The following is a 19,398-nucleotide window of genomic DNA, read 5'->3' on the forward strand; positions in this document are numbered from 1 at the left end:
GTCAAATTCCCACTTTCTGTTTGTTTTCTTGTACGAGTTGCATGAAGCGGTCAAACAAATCATTCGCATCAAACGGTCCGGGTGCGGCTTCCGGGTGATATTGAACAGAGAACGTCGGATAATGGAGGTGCTTGAGTCCTTCAATCGTTCCATCGTTTACCGCACGATGTGTCACGACGAGCGAGGTGGATGGAAGCGTGACCTCATCTACTGCGTATCCGTGGTTTTGTGACGTGATTGTCACGGCCCCTGTGTCAAGCTCGAGCACCGGATGGTTGGCCCCACGGTGTCCGAACGGAAGTTTAAACGTATTCGCCCCGCTTGCCAAGGCAATGAGTTGATGGCCGAGGCAAATGCCGAACATCGGCAGGTTTGGCATGAGTGTCTTAATGAGTGGCAGAGCGGTCGGGACGTCTTTCGGGTCTCCGGGTCCGTTTGACAGCATGACGCCGTCCGGTTCGTAACGCAAAACGTCCTCTGCTGTCACATTATGCGGGAACACGACGACCTCACAGTCCCGTTTCATGAGTTCACGCATGATGCCGAGCTTCGCCCCAAAATCGATCAATGCGATCCGCGGACCCTTCCCTGTACTTACATACGTCCGTTTTGTCGAGACACGCTCTACTTGATCGACGGGTGACGAAGCGAGGAATCGCGCCGATACGTCCTCCCACGTCGATTCACCATCAACCATGACGCCTCGCATGACACCTTGAGCTCGTAAATGACGTGTCAACATGCGCGTATCGATATCAGACAGTCCCGGGATTCCAAATCGTTCGAGCGTCTTTCCAAGTGTCGCCGTTGATCTGAAGTTTGACGGCGTGTCGCATGCTTCCTTCACGATCAATGCTTTCGCAACAGGTACCGTCGTTTCAAAATCTTCGCGGTTAATGCCGTAGTTTCCAATCAACGGATTTGTGAGGACAATCATTTGGTCACAGTAAGAAGGATCCGATAAGATCTCCTGGTAGCCGGTCATCCCGGTTTGGAAAACGACTTCCCCCATCGTGTCTGCCATTGCACCGAATCCTTTTCCAACAAATGATGCCCCGTCCTCAAGCCATAATGTTCGTTTCATCGAATCTCCCCTTATATACGATTTTTCCCCCGACAATCGTCATCACTGGCCATCCGACCAGTGTCTCACCAGCAAACGGCGTGTTTTTTCCTTTCGAGTAAAACGTAACCGGATCGACCAATCGTTCTGTCTCTGTATCGATCAACACCAAGTCGGCCGCCGCATTCTCTTCAATCACCCCGTAAGGCAAGTCGAACACGTCACATGGCCGTTTCGTCATCCACTCGATCAACTCGTTTTCTTTCATCATCCGTGTTTTGACAAACCGTGTATAAAGGAGGGGAAATGCTGTCTCAAATCCTGTGATGCCAAATGGTGCCCGTTCCATCCCCTGCGCCTTTTCCTCGGCTGTATGTGGAGCATGGTCGGTGGCGATCAAATCGATCGTCCCATCGAATAGTCCTTCAATCAATGCCTGCCGGTCGTCTTCACTTCGTAGCGGCGGATTCATTTTGAAGTTCGCATCGAGTCCAGGAATATCATCCTCGCTCAAGACGAGATGGTGCGGCGTCACTTCGGCCGTCACATGAATTCCTGCCCGTTTCGCATCGCGGATGACCCGTACCGACTGTCTGGATGAGACGTGACACACATGATAATGGCAACCTGTCTCTTCTGCGATCAAGACGTCTCTTGCGATATGAATACTTTCGGCCAAACTAGGAATCCCTTGGATCCCATGCGCTGCACTGAATTTCCCTTCGTGCACGGAGCCTGCTTTTAACGTATTATCTTCACAATGTGCGACCACCGCCTTGTTCAGCCTTTTGGCTTCTCTCATCGCTGCACGCATCATCGCAGCTGACTGCACGCCGACGCCATCATCCGTGAAAGCGAACGCATCAGACAAGGATGCCATGTCCACCTGTTCCTGCCCGAGTTGACGTTTCGTAATTGCCGCATACGGGAGAACCCGTACACGTGCATCCTGGTCGATTCGTGATAACAAATCATCCATCGTCTTTCGGTCATCCGGTACAGGTCTCGTATTCGGCATCGCACAAACGGTTGTAAACCCGCCAGCAGCAGCCGCTTTTGTCCCGGATTGAATCGTTTCTTTCGCTTCACCGCCAGGTTCTCGTAAATGAACATGTACGTCAACGAGCCCCGGTGCGACGAGATAATTCGCCGCATCAATGACCTCGTGCCCGCCCTGATCTCCTTTGTAATCAAGCGATTGAATGAAGCCGTCTTGAATGAGAATGTTACCTGTCCGTTTTGTTTCCCCGTCATACCACGTCGCGTGTTGAAGTATCATGATTGTCCCCCTAGTGCTCGATTTAAAATGGCCATCCGCGCGTATACCCCGTTCGTCATCTGCGGAAAGATGCGTGATTTGTCATGCTCGATCAAACACCCCGCAATTTCGACATCCCGGTTTACCGGAGCGGGGTGCATGATGATCGCCCCGTCTTTCATTTTTGCAACCCGTTCAACCGTCAATCCGTATCGCTCGTGATATTCTTCTTTTGAAAAGATGTCGCCCATAATATGCCGCTCGTGCTGGACGCGCAGTAACATGATGACGTCACACGTCGCGAGGACGTCATCCAATTCTTTTCGTTCCAATCCCATCGAGTCATCCCACCAAGATTCCGGACTGCAGCCGACCACATTGGCGCCGAGACGTTTTAATACGCTTGCGTTTGAACGGGCCACGCGGCTATGGACGAGGTCACCGCAGATGGCAACGTTCAATCCTTGAAACGTCTTGAACTCCTCAAAGATGGTGACAAGATCGAGCAGGGACTGAGACGGATGTTCGCCGCTCCCGTCTCCGCCGTTTAATACAGGGATGTTCAACTTCTCAACGAGTTCATGGTAGTATCCCGCTTCCGGATGGCGGATGACGAGGGCGTTTACACCGATTGCCTCAAGTGTTTTGCACGTATCGTAGAGCGTTTCACCTTTTGTGACCGATGAAGTCGTCACATCGAATGGAATCTCCTGGATGCTCAAGTGACGCTCCGCCATCTGAAAAGAATTTTTTGTCCGTGTCGAGTTTTCAAAGAACAGGTTTGCCACGGTCTTTCCGTTAAAGAGGGGCGGCAAATCCCCTTGCTTATAGCGCAAGGATTCTTCAATCATGCCCATGATTTCTTCAAGCGAGAGTGATTCTAAGCTCACAAAATGCTTCGTTTCTTGTACGGACTTGGATTGGGTAGTATTCATGTTCGTCTCCTCCTTTGTTGTAAAGGCAAAGAGAAAAGGCGCCTCTTCACCTGTCGTGAAGGGACGCCTTCATTCGGGCAAACCACACCCAAATAAACGAGCCTTCACTTTGCCGACCTCACGGGATCGATTTAAAAGTTACTTGCTTGTTTCGTATTTTCAGTTTTCGCTTCAACCACTGTTTCCACTTCTTCTTTCGGCAAGATCGCGTTGAGCAAGATCCCGACGACTGTCGCGAGTGCCATTCCTTGAATCGGGAAGCTACCGATTTGAACCATCGCACCACCGAGTCCGATGACGAGGATGACAGATGAGATGATCAAGTTGCGCTTTTCGGCCAAGTCGACTTTGCTTTCTACCATTGTTCGTAATCCGTTCGAAGCGATGACACCGAACAAGAGAATCGAGATACCGCCTTTGACCGGGTTCGGGATCGTCGAGATGAATGCTTCGATATGACCGAGGAAGCCGAAGCTGATCGCCATGAGTGCCGCACCGGCGATGACGTAGACGCTGTATACTCGTGTGATTGCCATGACCCCGTTGTTTTCACCGTATGTCGTACATGGCGGACCACCGAGTGCCGAGGCCACCGCTTTTCCGACGCCATCTCCGAGAAGTGTACGGTGAAGGCCTGGGTCTTTCATCGTTTCACGACCGATGATTTTTGATGTCACCATCTGGTCACCGATATGCTCGGTCATCGTGACGAGCGCAACCGGAACGATGGCAAGAAGCGCACCGGCTTGCCACATCGGCATGTAGTCGACGAACACCATGGTGAAGTCTGGAAGCTGGAACAGGCTCGCTTGACTGATGGCCGAGTAGTCAATGATACCGAACATGGCGGCAACCGCATATCCTCCGACGATTCCGAACAAGATTGGGACCGCGCCCCAAACCCCTTTTAGTTTCGTCATAGCGAGCATCGTGATACCGAGCGTAAGTAATGCGATCGTGATGTACGTCCCGTTATAGGCACCGTCTTTATTCATTGACATATCGATTGCAACCGGTGCAAGCGACAATCCGATGACCATGATGACCGGACCGACAACGATTGGCGGAAGTAAACGCAATAACCAGTTGACGCCTGTTTTATAGATGATCAGGGAAACGACCCCGTACACCGAACCGGCGACGATTCCGCCAAAGAGGGCGGCTTCGACTCCCCATTGCTGACTGACCGCAATGATTGGAGCGATATATGCGAAACTTGAGCCGAGGTATGTTGGGACTTTGAAGCGGGTGATGGCTAAGAATGAGAGCGTGGCCACCCCGGAGGCGACGAGTGCGACGGATGTGTTCAATCCCGTTAAAATCGGCACTAAAATCGTCGCTCCGAACATGGCGAAGACGTGTTGAAGGCTGAATAAAAGCCATTGTGGGAAATGAGCTGGACGCTCGTGGATGTTTAGAACAGGTTGTTTCATATTGAATTTCTCCTTCCTGGCCTCTCTGGACCACCTTAAAGGTTTTGGATTATTGCTGATTAATGGTTACTTCATCTGCCGTGTCGACTTCACTGAGTCGGACGACGACTTGTTCTGACTTGGAGGTCGGGACGTTCTTACCGATAAAGTCAGGCCGAATCGGCAGTTCCCGATGTCCACGGTCGATCAAGACCGCAAGTTGGATATAATCCGGTCGACCGTGATCGACGAGTGCGTCCATCGCGGCACGGACCGTGCGACCCGTGTAGAGGACGTCGTCTATCAGGACGACTGTCTTCCCGTTAATGTCGTGTGGCAGTTCAGTCCCTTTCACTTCCGGGTCAAGTGATTTCTTAGAAAGGTCATCTCGGTACATCGTGATGTCGAGATTCCCTAAGGCGACCGGCTTCCCTTCAATCTCTTCGATTCTACGAGCGAGTCGGTCAGCGAGTGTCTCGCCTCTTGTCTTGATGCCGACCAAGACGACGTCATCGATTCCTTTGTTACGCTCAATGATCTCATGGGCAATTCGTGTCAACGCACGCCGAATCGCTGATTCATCCAAAATAACAGATTTTTTCACGTTTCTCCTCCTCTCGATTTTTATTTACAAAAAAGAAGACTCCCTCATCCTGCTGGAAAGGGAGTCTTCATAAAAAACGGCAGTCTTCTGCCATTGTATGAGCGACTTGTTCGTGACCGCAGTCACAATCCTTTCACAGCCTCTCTGGACTGGGTTTAAAGGTGTTTTGCTTTCTAGACTATAAAACGGAATCGAAGGAATGTCAACGAGTTTTCTCGATTTTATCCAACTTCGCAAGCTCTGCTTTAAAGTCTTCCGGAAGCGGTGCCTCGAATTCTAACCACTCTTTCGTGCGCGGGTGGGTAAAACCGAGCGTTGCTGCATGAAGGGCTTGCCCTCCTAAATCAATCGTCCGGCGTGGGCCGTACTTCGGGTCTCCTGCAAGTGGATGGCCGATGTAACGCATGTGCACACGAATTTGGTGGGTACGTCCTGTCTCGAGCTTACACTCGACGAGCGTGAAATCTTTATACCGCTCGAGAATGCGGAAGTGCGTCACTGCCTCTTTCGCATTTTTATCCGTCACGGTCATACGTTGACGGTCATTCGTATCTCTGCCAATCGGTGCTTCGATTGTTCCGAGCTCATGAACGAGTTCGCCATGAACGAGTGCCGTATATTCGCGCTTGATCGTCTTGTCTTTCAATTGGCTTGCAAGCGACTCATGTGCCAAATCATTTTTTGCCACCATGAGTAGTCCCGTCGTGTCCTTATCGATCCGGTGCACGATTCCAGGGCGCTTGACACCATTGATCCCAGAGAGGTCATCACAATGTCCGAGCAAGGCATTCACGAGCGTACCGGATGTGTGTCCTGCCGCAGGATGGACAACCATTCCACGAGGTTTGTTGACGACAATCACATCTTCGTCCTCATACACGATATCGAGCGGAATCTCTTCCGGCAGCACTTCGAGTTCGACTGCTTCCGGGACGTTCAGTTCGATTTCGTCACCGACCTGGAGTTTATAGTTTGGTTTTACGCTACTTCCATTGACGAGCAGGTCGCCCGCCTTGATCCATTCCTGAACTTGTGAGCGTGACCATTCGCCTTGCTCACTTACCCATTTATCGATCCTTGCCTTTTCATCGGCGACAAAAGTATAGGTTTCCATTACGATTGTCCCCTTTCTTTGTGTAATTTTTCTTCAAATAGCACGGCGATGATCATAAAGATCACCCCGAATGTCAGAGCCATATCCGCCACGTTAAAGATCGGGAAATTATAGCCGAACGGGTAAGTGTCGATAAAATCAACGACTTCCCCGCGGAACAGGCGGTCAATAAAGTTTCCGATGGCTCCTGCGAGCAATAATCCTACACTGTAACCAAGTAAACGGTAGCCGTTCACTTCTTTATGCAAGAAATAAATCAACCCGATGATGACGAGTAAGGTGATGGCAAAGAAAAAGTACATCTGTCCTTCTAACATTCCCCATGCGGCCCCTTTATTCCGATAAGATGTCCAATAGAGCCATCCGGGAATCACTTCAATCGATTGAGCAATCGTCATCGTCTGAACGACGATCCATTTTGTCAATTGATCAATCAGGATGAGGAAAAGTGCTAATCCATAGTAACGTTTCATTCGCTTCTCCTTTCAAGTCGTTAAGAAACCGGAGTGAACGACGCCACTCCGGTCCGACTTAACCGATTACTGATGCACAGCGTGGGCAAAGCTCTGGATGTTCTTCGTTTTGTCCAAGCTCGGTTGAGTATGTCCAACAGCGGGCACAAGCTTCCCCGTCTGCTTTCGATACAGTAATTTTGGCAGTTGCATAATCCACATCAGCCGTGTCTGCGTATTCAAGTTGCGACACTTGAAGGAGCTGACTCACGTGGTCAATCGTCTCGAGCAACGCTGCTGTCTCGCCTTTAGGAGCGAGAACGAGCTTCGCTTCCAGCGGTTTCCCGATTAATTTCTCTCCACGTGCCACTTCGATGGCTTTTAAGACATCGTCACGGAAGACAAGGAATTTCGACCATTTTTCAAGGAGAGCCTGTTCGTCCTCTGTCAATGCTTCGACTTCCTCAAGGTCTGTCAAGAAGATGCTGTCTTCTGTTTTCGCCGGTACTTCTTGCCACGCCTCATCCGCAGTGTGTGGAAGGATTGGCGCGAGAAGTTTCGTCAACGTGACGACCGCATCGTACATCACCGTTTGAACGGCACGACGACGGAGATCATCCTCACGCTCGATATAAAGGATATCCTTTGTGAAATCGAGATAGAATGACGAAAGTTCGTTGACACAGAAGTTATGGACGATATGGTAAACCGCCATAAAGTCGAATGTGTCATACGCTTTGACGACTTTTGCCTGAAGCTGTTTCAATTTCGTCGCCATGAAACGGTCCGCCTCTGGCATATCTTGAAGTGCGACGCGCATCGACGGGTCGAACCCACTCAAGTTACCGAGCAAGAAACGGATTGTGTTTCGGATTTTACGGTACACTTCTGACACTTGTTTGAAGTTATCGTGGGATGCCCGAACGTCTGATTGATAGTCGACAGATGCGACCCATAGACGAACGATTTCAGCACCGTATTGCTTCACAAGGTCATTTGGTGCAATCGTATTCCCCAATGATTTCGACATTTTGCGGCCGTCGCCGTCGAGTACGAAGCCGTGGCTCAATACGTTCCGGTAAGGCGCTTTGCCTGTCGTGGCAACAGCTGTCGAGAGTGACGAGTTGAACCAACCACGGTATTGGTCCGATCCTTCAAGGTAAAGGTCAGCCGGACGGCGGAGGTATTCACGCTCTTCCAATACGCCGGCGTGTGACGAACCTGAGTCAAACCATACATCCATGATATCGAGTTCTTTACGGAACTCCCCGTTCGGGCTGTTCGGGTGCGTAAATCCTTCTGGGAGAAGGTCTTTTGCATCCCATTCGTACCACACGTTCGATCCGTGCTCACGGAATAAGTTCGCGATGTGGTCGATTGTTTCGTTCGTGATGATTTCCGTTCCATCTTCTGCATAGAAGATCGGGATTGGAACACCCCATGCACGCTGACGGCTGATGACCCAGTCCCCACGGTCACGGACCATGTTATAAAGACGTGTCATCCCCCATTCAGGGACCCAGTTCACTTCTTCGATCTCACGGAGCATATCCTCACGGAAATCTTTGATTGAGGCGAACCATTGTGGTGTCGCACGGAAGATAACCGGTTTCTTCGTACGCCAGTCATGCGGGTACGAGTGTTTGATGAATTTCAAGTTGAGCAGGTAGCCGTTCTCCTCGAGCTTCATCCCGATTTGTTTATTGGCATCCTCATAGAAGAGACCTTCAAATCCTGGTGCCTCATCTGTCATATATCCACGGTCATCGACCGGGCAAAGGACGTCGAGACCGTACACTTGTCCGACTCGATAGTCATCTTCCCCGTGTCCTGGAGCCGTATGAACAAGACCTGTCGCATCGGCAGTGACATGGTCTCCGAGCATAACGAGCGACGTCCGGTCATAGAGTGGGTGCTGCGCCGTCATGTATTCGAACTCGCGTCCGTTCCATGAGCCGCTCACTGAATAATCTGTCCATCCGAGTGCAGTCGTCACTTCCTCGACGAGCGTCTCTGCGACGATGTAGCCCTTGCCGTCGTGCTCGATTCGTGTATATGTCAACTCATCGCTGACTGCGATCCCAAGGTTGGCCGGGATGGTCCATGGCGTCGTCGTCCAGATGACGAAATGGTCAGTTGAAGACAAGACGTCTTTTCCATCAACGACTTTAAATGCCACGTAGATGGCAGGTGATTTTTTATCGTAGTACTCGATCTCCGCCTCAGCAAGGGCTGATTCAGAAGACGGTGACCAGTAGACCGGTTTTTTCCCTTTGTAGATGTACCCTTTTTCAGCCATCGTTCCAAATAGACGGATCTGTGCCGCTTCGTACTCAGGTTGGAGCGTGATATATGGATTCTCAAAGTCGGCCATGAGACCGAGACGTTTGAATTGTTCACGCTGCGAATTCACCTGTTCCATCGCGTATTCCGCACATTTTTGACGGAATTCAGCGACCGTCATCTCTTTACGATTCACGCCAGCTTTTTGAAGGGCGTTTTCGATTGGAAGACCGTGTGTGTCCCATCCCGGAATCATCGGAGATTGGTAGCCATTCATCGACTTGAAACGGACGATGATGTCTTTCAACACTTTGTTCATCGCATGGCCCATATGGATGTCGCCATTCGCATACGGGGGACCGTCATGAAGGATATATTGTGGTTTCCCCGCATTTTTTTCTTGGACCCGGTTGTATAAGTCCATCTTCTCCCATTCTTCTTGCATTGCCGGTTCGCGTTTTGGTAAATTCCCACGCATCGCAAATTCCGTTTTTGGCATCAATAACGTGTCTTTGTAGTTCATCGAAACTCCTCCATCAACTTTTTTAGAAAACAAAAAAACCAACCCATCCCTGATAGGGACGAGTTGGTTGACTCGCGGTACCACCCTACTAGTCTCACCGTTGTGAGACCGCTCTCGGTAACCGATAACGAGGTCAGCCGTTCACGCTTACTCGTTTCAGCGTGACACTCATAGGGGATACCGATTCAAGTCTTTCTCTTAGGCTTTCACCACCCCTAAGTCGCTTCGTAGGTTTGACTTGACCGACGCGTCCTATTCAACGTGTTCGACAATTATCCATGATGTTCATTCTGTGTGACTTCGTCGTCATTATACGCAAGTTCAGTTGAGTCGTCAAGAACCGTCTGGACAGGTGGTTCTCCGACAATCGAATCCCATTCCGTACTATTAAGCAGTTCCATTTGTGCGTCAACGAGCACACGGAATCGCGTACGGTATAATTCAACTTTTTTCAACATTTGAACAACTTCACGTTCCGCCAATTGTTCCTTTCGAGCAGCCTCTTCTTCACGGGCAAGTGCTTCACGCTCTGCCTGCTTCAAAATGAGACTCGCTTCCTTCTGTGCGTTCGTCTTCACTTCTTCAGCAGCTTCCTGTGCGACGATGATCGACTTGTTTAACGTGTCTTCCATCGAGGAGAAGTAGTCAATGCGGGCTTGCATATCGTTGACAAGTTCTTCATATCTTCTATTCTCACGAATCAATAATTCAAACTCTTTAATGATTTGGTCCAAGAATTCATTGACTTCATCGATGTCGTACCCACGAAAACGGGAAGAGAACTCTTTATTATGAATATCAATCGGTGTCAACGCCATTCGACTTTCCTCCTAAATTTAACGTATGATTCCATACTGTATTTTAATTTTTTCACGTTTTGTAGACCCGAGAATCGCCATCAGTTTGACACGACCATATCCGCGAACCGACAACAGGTCATCGGGTTCGAGGATGAAACTCGAATCTTCAATCACTTTATGATTCACTTTACAATCCCCATGTTTCACGAGGGCTTGTGCTTTTTGTCTTGAAATACCAAGCACTTCGCTGACGACAGCATCAAATCGTAATGAGGAGACAATTCCAAACTCATCCGTCCATTCTGTCTTCGGCACAGTCAGGAGGTCTTCCTCCGAAACCTTCGAAATTCGGACCTTCGCTTTCCCGACCCGGTCCACATTCATTTCGATAAATGCGGACGCTTCTCGCGTCGTCGCAAATTGAGCCACTCCGTCAGCGAGGACGATATCACCAAATTTTTGGCGTTTCATTCCGGCATTCAACAATGTCCCGGTCACTTGACGGTGTGTCAACTCAACAAACTTTGTCGGATAATCGATCTGCCGAATCTCGATTTCAAAATCGTCCGGTTCGAGCACATAATAGTCTGGCGCTAAAATCATTCGCCGGCGTTCTGCCCCTTCAAATCCCCCGTCGTCATAAATCACGAGTTGCTTCCCGACGAGTTGTTTTACAATCTGTTGCTCTCGCGGGTCCAAAAAATCAGTCAATTTCAGCACATAGTTCTGTTCGACTTGCTGGACCCAATCAAGTACTTGTTCGACGAATGCCCGCTCACTTGGTCGATAATGGTCGAAGACGCTCATTTACAGACCGAAAATGGCGCGCACACCCGCTTGCGCCATTCGTAATACGAATAGGGCAACGATCGGCGAAATGTCGAGCATGCCACCGATTGGCGGGATGATGCGGCGAAACGGAGCCAAAAAAGGTTCACAAAGGAATGACAAAACTTGACCAAACTTTGATTCACGCGCGTTCGGGAACCACGACAATAAAATATAACCAATGAGTACCCAGCTGTAATAGCCGAGTAACGTATAAATCGTTTGTCCTAACGCAGGTATTGCATTTTCCATTCAATTACCACCCTTTACTGTGAAGTTCGTCCTCCGAAATAAGATTCGAAATTGAACCAGTCAATTCGACGTTGTTCGGGGTACACAGAATCGTGTTATGTCCAATCGATGTCATCGATCCTTCAAGTGCATACACGACACCTGACAGGAAATTGACGACTTGACGCGATTGTTCTTTTGACATCCGCTGAAGGTTCACGATGACCGCACGGTTCTCCTTCAAGTGATCACCGATGTCTTGCGCTTCAGCAAAGACACGTGGCTCCGCAAGAACAACCTTCGAGCGTTCTTTTTTCTTTGAGTTCAAGGCGACGATATTGTTTGATGATTTCGGACGATCATCAGTCTTCACCATTGATTCGTTCGATGAGGAGACGACAGATTCAGGAAGATGAAACTCTTCCTCATATGTGTTATTCGGATCTTCCTCAAGACCAAAGAAGTCTTTCATCTTGTTTTTGATTGACATAACGGATTCCTCCTTAAAATATATTATTGCACAAGTATGGTTCCAATACGAACAAACGATGCGCCTTCTTCGATTGCGATGTTAAAGTCATTCGACATCCCCATGGATAATTCCGTACAAGGCGCATGAGGAAGGTCTCGACGCTTTATATCGTCACGCAGTAGCCGTAATTCGTGGAATGTTTGACGAATGATGGTATCATTTTCGGTTAAAGGAGCCATCGTCATCAAACCGATGACCCGAATATGAGGATACTGAATACAGTTCTCGATGAATGGGAGAACTTCCTCTTTTTCCAGTCCATGTTTTGAAGCTTCGCCGGAAATATTGACCTGTACGAAACAATCTATGACCCGATCGGCCCGCTTATTGATTTCCTCAGCGAGTGAGAGGCGATCGAGCGAATGAATCGCCGTCACCTTGTCGATGATTTGCCGCACTTTTCGCGTTTGGAGCGTGCCGATGAAGTGAAATCTTGCATCTTCTGGCATCGCATTCACTTTTTCAAGCAGGCTGTCCGGCCGGTTTTCGCCGAAGTCGCGAATTCCTTCTTCATAAAGCGCAAGCGCCACGTCCGGGTCGACAGATTTTGTGACCGCAATCATTGTCACGTCGTCGCCAGTTTGATGTGCTTGAATCGCCGCTTTCACGCGTCTAACATTTTCCGCAATACTCACACTTTCCTCTCCTTCACCAGGACGGCCGCAAAGCGTCGCTTCGAATCTCCATCTCGATAAGAGAAAAAGGAAGTGTCTCCCCCTGTCGCCAACCGGGACTGGTCAACGCGGGCTCTCTTTTCTCTCGCGAGCGTCTCATTGACCGATTGAAGTGACAGCTGTGCGTGTCCGTTTGATTCATGAAACACCGATTGTTCATACGCTTCGGTCGATACAGCTTTCACGGCATCGAGCACGCGTTGGTCTACCTCATAATTTTCTGCCGTGATGGCCGGTCCGACCAACATATCGATGTCTTCGGCATTCACACCGAGTCGTTCGAACGATTCAATCATCGAGGAGACGATGTTTCCAACCGTTCCTTTCCATCCCGCATGTGCGACACCGATGACCCCGCTCTCCTTTGCACAAAAGAATAAAGGAACACAGTCAGCAAAGACGAGGGCGAGCGGGACGTCTTCACTCATCGTAATTAAACCGTCCGTGGCCGGGATCGCCTCATCATATCGAAACGCCCCTTTACCTCGATCCGACTCGTCCACTTGCGTCACGTGCGTGCCATGCACTTGTTCGGCCCACACGGAGTCCGCCAATTGCAAATTCACTGTTTGAAAGAACTGTTCGCGATTCGCCACAACTTGTGCGGGATCGTCCCCCACATGTAAGCCGACGTTCCCTTCATTAGGTTTATCGGTCATTCGCGTCGTCACGTAAGCATGATATCGAGTTGTTTCTGTCTCCCAAGTATGTATGAGTCGCATAAACCTTCTCCTTTATTGAAAAAGGGATGCCTGCAGGCATCCCTTTTGTTTAGTTACGGCGTTGTCTCACGAACGCAGGGATGTTGATCGTCTCGTCTGGGACGTCTCCTCCATAGACTGGGCGATGGAAGTTCCCTTCTTCTGATTGAGCCGATTCATTCGACTTCGGTTGTGCTTCTTTTTTCGAATCCATCTCTGGCTGTTTTTTCGGTTGCTGCAAGAATGGATTTGCTCCTTGCGTTTCTTCAGCGAACTCTGTCGCAATGACCGTCACGATGATTTCATCGTTCAAGTTTTCATTGATGACAGAACCGAAGATCAAGTTGACTTCTTCATCCGCAGCACTTTGAACGATCTGAGCCGCTTCTGTCACTTCGAACAAGCTGAGGCTGAGACCACCTGTGATGTTCATCAAGACGCCTTTTGCTCCTTCAATCGAAGATTCAAGAAGCGGTGATGAGATTGCTTTCTTCGCAGCTTCGACAGCACGGTTTTCTCCCGTTGCCACGCCGACACCCATGAGAGCAGATCCTTTTTCCGTCATGATTGTCTTCACGTCAGCGAAATCAAGGTTGATCAAACCAGGAATCGCAATCAAGTCGGTAATCCCTTGGACACCTTGACGAAGAACGTTATCCGCTTCACGGAAAGCTTCGATCATTGGTGTGTTGCGTTCCACAATCTCGAGCAACTTGTCGTTTGGAATGACAATCAAAGTATCTACTTTTTCCTTGAACGCTTGAATCCCTTGCTGGGCATGCTGCATCCGTTTACGACCTTCAAACATGAACGGCTTCGTCACGACACCGACCGTGAGTGCGCCAATTTCTTTTGAAATTTCAGCGATGACCGGTGCGGCACCTGTACCTGTTCCGCCACCCATTCCGGCAGTAACGAAGACCATGTCAGCTCCATCGAGCGCTTCAATCAATTGTTCACGGCTTTCTTCAGCCGCTTTTTTCCCGATGTCAGGGTTCGCGCCTGCCCCGAGGCCGCGAGTCAATTTAGCGCCAAGTTGAAGCTTCACGTCAGCTTTTGACATGTTCAACGCTTGTGCGTCCGTGTTGACCGCGATGAATTCTACCCCTTGCACACCGTGTTCGATCATTCGGTTGACGGCGTTAGAACCGCCGCCGCCGACTCCAATTACTTTAATTTTTGCTACGGCGTCAATCGCCTCATCAAAGTACATCATTAAGGTATCCCCCTACATAATTTCCAAGTTGTTTTTTATCCACAGCTTAAACGCCAAATAATTTTTCCATCAAACGACCAAAACCATTTTTGGTTTCACGTTCCATTTCTAAATCTGGATCTTCAATATACGTATCGGCCGCATTCGGATTATGTTTATGTACTTCTACACGATCCTCCGGCTTCTCGAGCTGAGATTTCGATACATGATGGTCACTCATCAATACATATTTCAAAACGCCAACTGCAGTTGCATATTTCGGATGTCTGACGCCGATGGACGATGGTTGATACAATCTCGTCTTTTGACCCATGATACGTGTCGCTAGCTCTTGAATCCCAGGTAGGGCTGCAGCGCCACCACAAAGCAGGTATCCACCATTCAACATTGGAACGCCTACTTTTTGAACCTTATTCAACATGAGACTGAACATTTCCTCTATTCTCGCCTCTAAAACATAACTGATTTCTGCCTGTGGTTCGAACGACACTTCCCCATTGATGTTCGTATAGGAGAAACCTTCAGTCGTATCAGCCATTTCTTCGAGGGCAAGTCCATATTCTTCTTTCGCGACTTTTGCGTCTTGATACTTACAATTCAACTTGTATACCAAGTCACGTGTCATGTGATCGCCACCAACCGGCAGGATGTAAGAATACACGAGGTCTCCACGATAGAATACCGAAACGGTCGTTTTTTCATGACCGACGTCGACGAGTCCAATTCCTAAATCAATCTCATCTACGGATGCTGCACTCATACCAAGTGCTAGATTTCCAAGGACAAATCCCTCGAGCTTCAGTCCTGCACGTTCAATCGACCGCCGAATACTATGTAAAATCGTCTTTGAACCGGTGACCATTTTCCCGTGCATCTCTAAGCGGTAACCAATCATTCCTCTAGGGTCGATGACCCCGGTCTGTTGGTCAACGGTAAATGCGGATGGAATGACGTCAATCACGCTCATTTCGTCCGGCAACCGCATGACTTGTGCTGAATTGATGACTTCCATGACGTCTGCGTCCGTAATTTCTTGATCATCTCGCTTCACTGAAGCAATTCCGTGACATGGGGCAATTTGGATATGCTCCCCTTCGATGGCCACGTATACAGATCGAATTTGATCACCTAATGATGTTTCGGCGTGCTCAACTGCCTGCTTGATTGCCTGGACTGTCTTGTCGATATCTACGACAGCTCCACGTTTCACTCCTGCAGACGGAGCGCACCCTTCCGCCAAAATATTAAGTGTACCGCCAAGAAGTTCGCCAACGACGAGCTTAATTTCTGACGTTCCTATATCTAATGCGGCTACATAACCATTCGCTTCCAAAAGGGAAACACCTCCGCTCTAAAATTTTCCTTACCAAATTCCATGACAATTTTTACAGATATCCGAAAATGGCGCATGTTTTGTTAAGATATCTCACGTCTAAGTTTACAACAAATAAGATAGTGAGAAAAGGTAGAATCCTACAATTTAAGCGGTTTCGCGTTATCAATTCGTTTACAAACATAAAAAAACAGTCCTTAAACTGTCTAAGGACTGTTAAAAAACTGACTATTCCTTCTTTTTTTCATACGGAACAAAATAATACCCGCCGTCCATGACGACCGTTCCCCGTTGACCTTTCGGGATATTTTCATAAATATCTCCGTATTTCGAGACCGTCTGGCTTAACTTTAACGTCGGTGTCAGAATCGTGTTACCGTCATTCATAAAGATTTCATAACGAGTCGGTTCGCCTTTTTTTCTGGACAAAACGACTTCAGACATGCGGGCACGTGTCGCATCGTCGACCGACTCCAATTCGCTGGCAATTCTTTCTAAATCTGCCTGGTCTTCGAATTTTCGAAGGATTGGCCCATCTTTTAACTTATTCGGGTCAGTAATCGTACCTGTCGGATGAAGGGTGCCGTCCGCAAGAACGACGACATCGGTTTCTTCTGACTTTGCGTAGGCAATCATTTTTTCTTCGGTCACATCGACCGTCACAACATTATACCAAGATCGGTCGATTTCAACGTTTTTAATGCCGGCGCGGGCCTCCATCTCTGAAACGATCCGTTTGGGTGAAATCGAGACAATCTTCGCCTTTTCATCAAGTCCCGTTCCGTCTAACACATAGGATTGATCCAACCAGTAAAGACCGTTCACACGAACTTCCTTCACATCAGACATTGAGGTTTGCATGTAAACGACAAGTGCAATGAGTAAGCCGAATAGCAATAGAACAGACAGCAAACGGCGATTCGCCTTCTTTTGACGTTGTCGTTTCATGTACGGAATGCGGTCTTCCAAGCTTCGGACGGTATTTTGACGTGGTTCCATCGGGTTAATCTCCTTTACCGAATAACTTCCTCCACAAGGTCAGCCAACGCATCTGCCGCCTGCGGGAAGCCAAGTCGTCTCGATGCAGCCGCCATTTCATCCTCATGTGCGAGCACATGACGAATGGCTGATAAAAGTGTATCCCCGTTCAGTTCATCTTCTTTTACTAGTTTTGCTGCCCCACTTTCGACTAATGCCGAAGCATTTTTCGTTTGATGATCAGCTGTCACGTAAGGACTCGGAATCAACACACTCGGTAAACCGAGCGCGGTCAACTCAGAAATCGTGGACGCACCCGCTCGAGAGACGACAACGCTCGCACATGCGAGAACGGCAGGCATATCGTACACATACGGATGAATATGAACGTTTTCTGCTTTTGGTGCTTTCTCAATGACGGTCTCGTAGTGAACGTTCCCGGTCACATATAAAACGTTAATGTCTTCATTCGATAAATCCGGGATGGCCTCGATGACAGCACGGTTGATTGCATCGGCTCCTCTACTCCCCCCATAGATCAGGACAATCGGACGCTCATCAAGCTGATACTCAGCACGGACGCTCGCAGCATCAACTTTTGTGCCCAGCACTTCGCTGCCACGGGGATTCCCGATGAGCCGAACGTTCGCGCCTGGAAAATGTTCTTCCGACCCCTTAAACGAAAGCGCTACTCGATCCGCTTTCTTGGAGAGGAACTTGTTCGTCAAACCTGGGATACTATTTTGTTCATGAAGAATCGTCGGAATGCCGAGTCGCTGAGCCGTGTAAACGACCGGACCTGACACGAACCCTCCTGTCCCGATGACAACATCCGGACGAAATGATTTCATTTCTTTACGCAATGAACGGACGGACTGCAAAAACCAATAGGCCGTCTTAAGATTTTCAAGAGATAACGAACGTTTTAACCCTGCGATTTGAATCGATTTAAACGGCACGCCCGCTCGAGGAACGAGATCCGCCTCTAATCCATTCTCCGTCCCGATGTAAAGGACCTCTAACTCAGGGTGACGTTTTTTTAATGTTTCAATCAAAGCAAGGGCCGGATAAATATGTCCCCCGGTCCCGCCTCCGGAAATCATCACTCTCATCGGTTCGCCTCCTCTACTTCACGAACGAGTTTCACGAACTGCTCGCCACGCTCTTCAAACGTTTTGAATTGATCCCAACTCGCACAAGCTGGTGACAGTAAAATCACATCGCCCGCTTTAGATTGAGCAAACGCCAACGGTACCGCCTCAGCCAATGTTTCAACAGAGAATGAAGGAATGCGTTGTGATTCCCCTAATTCTTTGAACCGTTCAGCCGTTTCACCGTATGCAATGACTGCCTTGACATGCTTCAGCGCAGGAACGAGCGAAGACAAATCTGCCCCGCGTTCGAGACCGCCGCATAACCAAACAATCGGTTCTTCAAATCCATTCAGTGCAGCTTCAGCAGCTACATTATTGGTCGCTTTCGAGTCGTTATAGACGGAACGCCCAAGCACTTGTCCAAGATTCTCCGTACGGTGCGACACTCCGCCGAATGTACGCAGGACGCGTTCGATATGATGATGTGGAATGTCAAACGGTTCGACCAACAACAATGCCGCCAATACGTTTTCAACGTTATGGGCACCTCCGAGAGCCAATTCTTTCACTTGTAAAATCCGCTCTCCATGCAACGTGATCCATCCCTCTTTGACACATGCATCTCCTTCGTTATAACCGAACGTCTGAGGCGAAATTCCAGTTGGTACTCGTTTCATCACTTCCGGGTCCGCCTTTTTCACGACAACACGGTCTTGTTCCGTCATGTTCCGGAACATTCGTGCTTTGGCGTCGGCGTACGAGTCAAAGTCCCCGTGGTAGTCCAGGTGCGCTTCAGATAAGTTCAATAGAGCCGCCGAGCGGGGATGGAACGCATCCACGCCCATCAGCTGAAAACTGGAAAGCTCGATAACGATCACATCACCCACTTTGGCTTCTGCCGCCACTTCAATCGCCGGGAATCCGATGTTTCCAGCCAGATGCACTGGACGCTCTCCCCCTTTGAGCAATTCATGGACAAGTGTCGTCGTCGTCGTTTTCCCATTCGAGCCCGTGATGGCGACAAATTCTGCGTCCGTCGCCAAATAGGCGAGCTCGACTTCTGTATAGATCGGGATTTCGCGAAGAAGTGCTTCTTGAAGTAACGGAATATGATACGGGATCCCCGGGTTCTTCACAATTACTTCGGCTTCATTCAACAAGTTGAGCGGATGGTCATTGTAAACCGACTTCACTCCGAGCGCCTTGATTTTTTGTTGTTCCTCTTCAGATGGAATGTTCCCTGTGTTGATGGTGACGTCCGCCCCCGCTTGATGCAGGTAAGTCGCCGCCGCGATCCCGCTTTTAGCAGCACCGAGAACGAGTACTTTTTTACCGTGCCACTGTTGCTCCATTGATCTCACCGTCCG

19 protein-coding genes and 1 other annotated feature are annotated in these 19,398 nt (G+C 49.1%); all 19 genes read right to left on the reverse strand.

Going from position 1 to position 19,398, the window contains the following annotated elements; all coding sequences use genetic code 11:
- Position 1 precedes the first annotated feature (1 nt).
- Positions 2-1,084 carry a carbamoyl phosphate synthase small subunit gene (locus KNP03_RS06550; protein WP_214827055.1) on the reverse strand — a complete coding sequence of 361 codons (1,083 nt, stop codon included), beginning with the start codon at positions 1,082-1,084 and terminating at the stop codon, positions 2-4.
- A complete protein-coding gene (locus KNP03_RS06555; protein ID WP_214827057.1) occupies positions 1,062-2,342 on the reverse strand; it encodes a dihydroorotase in 1,281 nt (426 codons plus the stop codon). The genes KNP03_RS06550 and KNP03_RS06555 overlap by 23 nt, the downstream gene beginning before the upstream one ends.
- Complete coding sequence (locus KNP03_RS06560; RefSeq protein ID WP_214827059.1) at positions 2,339-3,256, reverse strand: aspartate carbamoyltransferase catalytic subunit; 918 nt, start codon at positions 3,254-3,256, stop codon at positions 2,339-2,341. The genes KNP03_RS06555 and KNP03_RS06560 overlap by 4 nt, the downstream gene beginning before the upstream one ends.
- 131 nt (positions 3,257-3,387) lie before the next feature.
- A complete protein-coding gene (locus KNP03_RS06565) occupies positions 3,388-4,689 on the reverse strand; it encodes a uracil-xanthine permease family protein (RefSeq protein WP_214827061.1) in 1,302 nt (433 codons plus the stop codon).
- A 49-nt stretch (positions 4,690-4,738) separates the two neighbouring features.
- Positions 4,739-5,272 (reverse strand): bifunctional pyr operon transcriptional regulator/uracil phosphoribosyltransferase PyrR, encoded by a 534-nt coding sequence (gene pyrR, locus KNP03_RS06570; protein ID WP_214827068.1) that lies wholly within the window; start codon positions 5,270-5,272, stop codon positions 4,739-4,741.
- 202 nt (positions 5,273-5,474) lie between these two features.
- On the reverse strand, positions 5,475-6,386 hold the full coding sequence (locus KNP03_RS06575) for an RluA family pseudouridine synthase (RefSeq protein ID WP_214827070.1): 912 nt from the start codon (positions 6,384-6,386) through the stop codon (positions 5,475-5,477).
- A complete protein-coding gene (gene lspA / locus KNP03_RS06580) occupies positions 6,386-6,859 on the reverse strand; it encodes a signal peptidase II (RefSeq protein ID WP_214827072.1) in 474 nt (157 codons plus the stop codon). The genes KNP03_RS06575 and lspA overlap by 1 nt, the downstream gene beginning before the upstream one ends.
- A gap of 58 nt (positions 6,860-6,917) precedes the next feature.
- The gene (gene ileS / locus KNP03_RS06585) at positions 6,918-9,644 is read right to left on the reverse strand and encodes an isoleucine--tRNA ligase (RefSeq protein WP_214827075.1); all 2,727 of its coding nucleotides are present in this window, start codon (positions 9,642-9,644) and stop codon (positions 6,918-6,920) included.
- 51 nt (positions 9,645-9,695) lie between these two features.
- Positions 9,696-9,913, reverse strand: a binding site (T-box leader).
- Between the two features lie 3 nt (positions 9,914-9,916).
- A complete protein-coding gene (locus KNP03_RS06590) occupies positions 9,917-10,462 on the reverse strand; it encodes a DivIVA domain-containing protein (RefSeq protein WP_214827079.1) in 546 nt (181 codons plus the stop codon).
- Between the two features lie 18 nt (positions 10,463-10,480).
- Positions 10,481-11,251, reverse strand: coding sequence for a YlmH family RNA-binding protein (locus KNP03_RS06595; protein WP_214827081.1), 771 nt, complete (start codon positions 11,249-11,251; stop codon positions 10,481-10,483).
- On the reverse strand, positions 11,252-11,524 hold the full coding sequence (locus KNP03_RS06600; RefSeq protein WP_214827084.1) for a YggT family protein: 273 nt from the start codon (positions 11,522-11,524) through the stop codon (positions 11,252-11,254).
- Positions 11,525-11,528: 4 nt separating this feature from the next.
- A complete protein-coding gene (locus KNP03_RS06605) occupies positions 11,529-11,993 on the reverse strand; it encodes a cell division protein SepF (RefSeq protein ID WP_214827086.1) in 465 nt (154 codons plus the stop codon).
- 23 nt (positions 11,994-12,016) lie between these two features.
- A complete protein-coding gene (locus KNP03_RS06610) occupies positions 12,017-12,670 on the reverse strand; it encodes a YggS family pyridoxal phosphate-dependent enzyme (protein ID WP_214827089.1) in 654 nt (217 codons plus the stop codon).
- Positions 12,667-13,431, reverse strand: a complete 765-nt coding sequence (gene pgeF, locus KNP03_RS06615; protein ID WP_214827092.1) for a peptidoglycan editing factor PgeF — start codon at positions 13,429-13,431, stop codon at positions 12,667-12,669. Before pgeF ends, KNP03_RS06610 begins: the two co-directional genes overlap by 4 nt.
- Before the next feature lie 49 nt (positions 13,432-13,480).
- Positions 13,481-14,626, reverse strand: a complete 1,146-nt coding sequence (gene ftsZ, locus KNP03_RS06620; RefSeq protein WP_214827095.1) for a cell division protein FtsZ — start codon at positions 14,624-14,626, stop codon at positions 13,481-13,483.
- Positions 14,627-14,672: 46 nt separating this feature from the next.
- Positions 14,673-15,959, reverse strand: a complete 1,287-nt coding sequence (ftsA, locus tag KNP03_RS06625; RefSeq protein WP_214827097.1) for a cell division protein FtsA — start codon at positions 15,957-15,959, stop codon at positions 14,673-14,675.
- A gap of 228 nt (positions 15,960-16,187) precedes the next feature.
- Positions 16,188-16,958 carry a cell division protein FtsQ/DivIB gene (locus KNP03_RS06630; RefSeq protein ID WP_214827100.1) on the reverse strand — a complete coding sequence of 257 codons (771 nt, stop codon included), beginning with the start codon at positions 16,956-16,958 and terminating at the stop codon, positions 16,188-16,190.
- Between the two features lie 14 nt (positions 16,959-16,972).
- Positions 16,973-18,049, reverse strand: coding sequence for an undecaprenyldiphospho-muramoylpentapeptide beta-N-acetylglucosaminyltransferase (gene murG / locus KNP03_RS06635; RefSeq protein ID WP_214827113.1), 1,077 nt, complete (start codon positions 18,047-18,049; stop codon positions 16,973-16,975).
- Positions 18,046-19,383: a UDP-N-acetylmuramoyl-L-alanine--D-glutamate ligase gene (gene murD, locus KNP03_RS06640; RefSeq protein ID WP_214827117.1), complete on the reverse strand. Its 1,338-nt coding sequence runs from the start codon at positions 19,381-19,383 to the stop codon at positions 18,046-18,048. Before murD ends, murG begins: the two co-directional genes overlap by 4 nt.
- Positions 19,384-19,398 lie beyond the last annotated feature (15 nt).

The organism is Exiguobacterium algae, from assembly GCF_018617875.1.
GTDB classification, from domain to species: Bacteria; Bacillota; Bacilli; order Exiguobacteriales; family Exiguobacteriaceae; genus Exiguobacterium; species Exiguobacterium algae.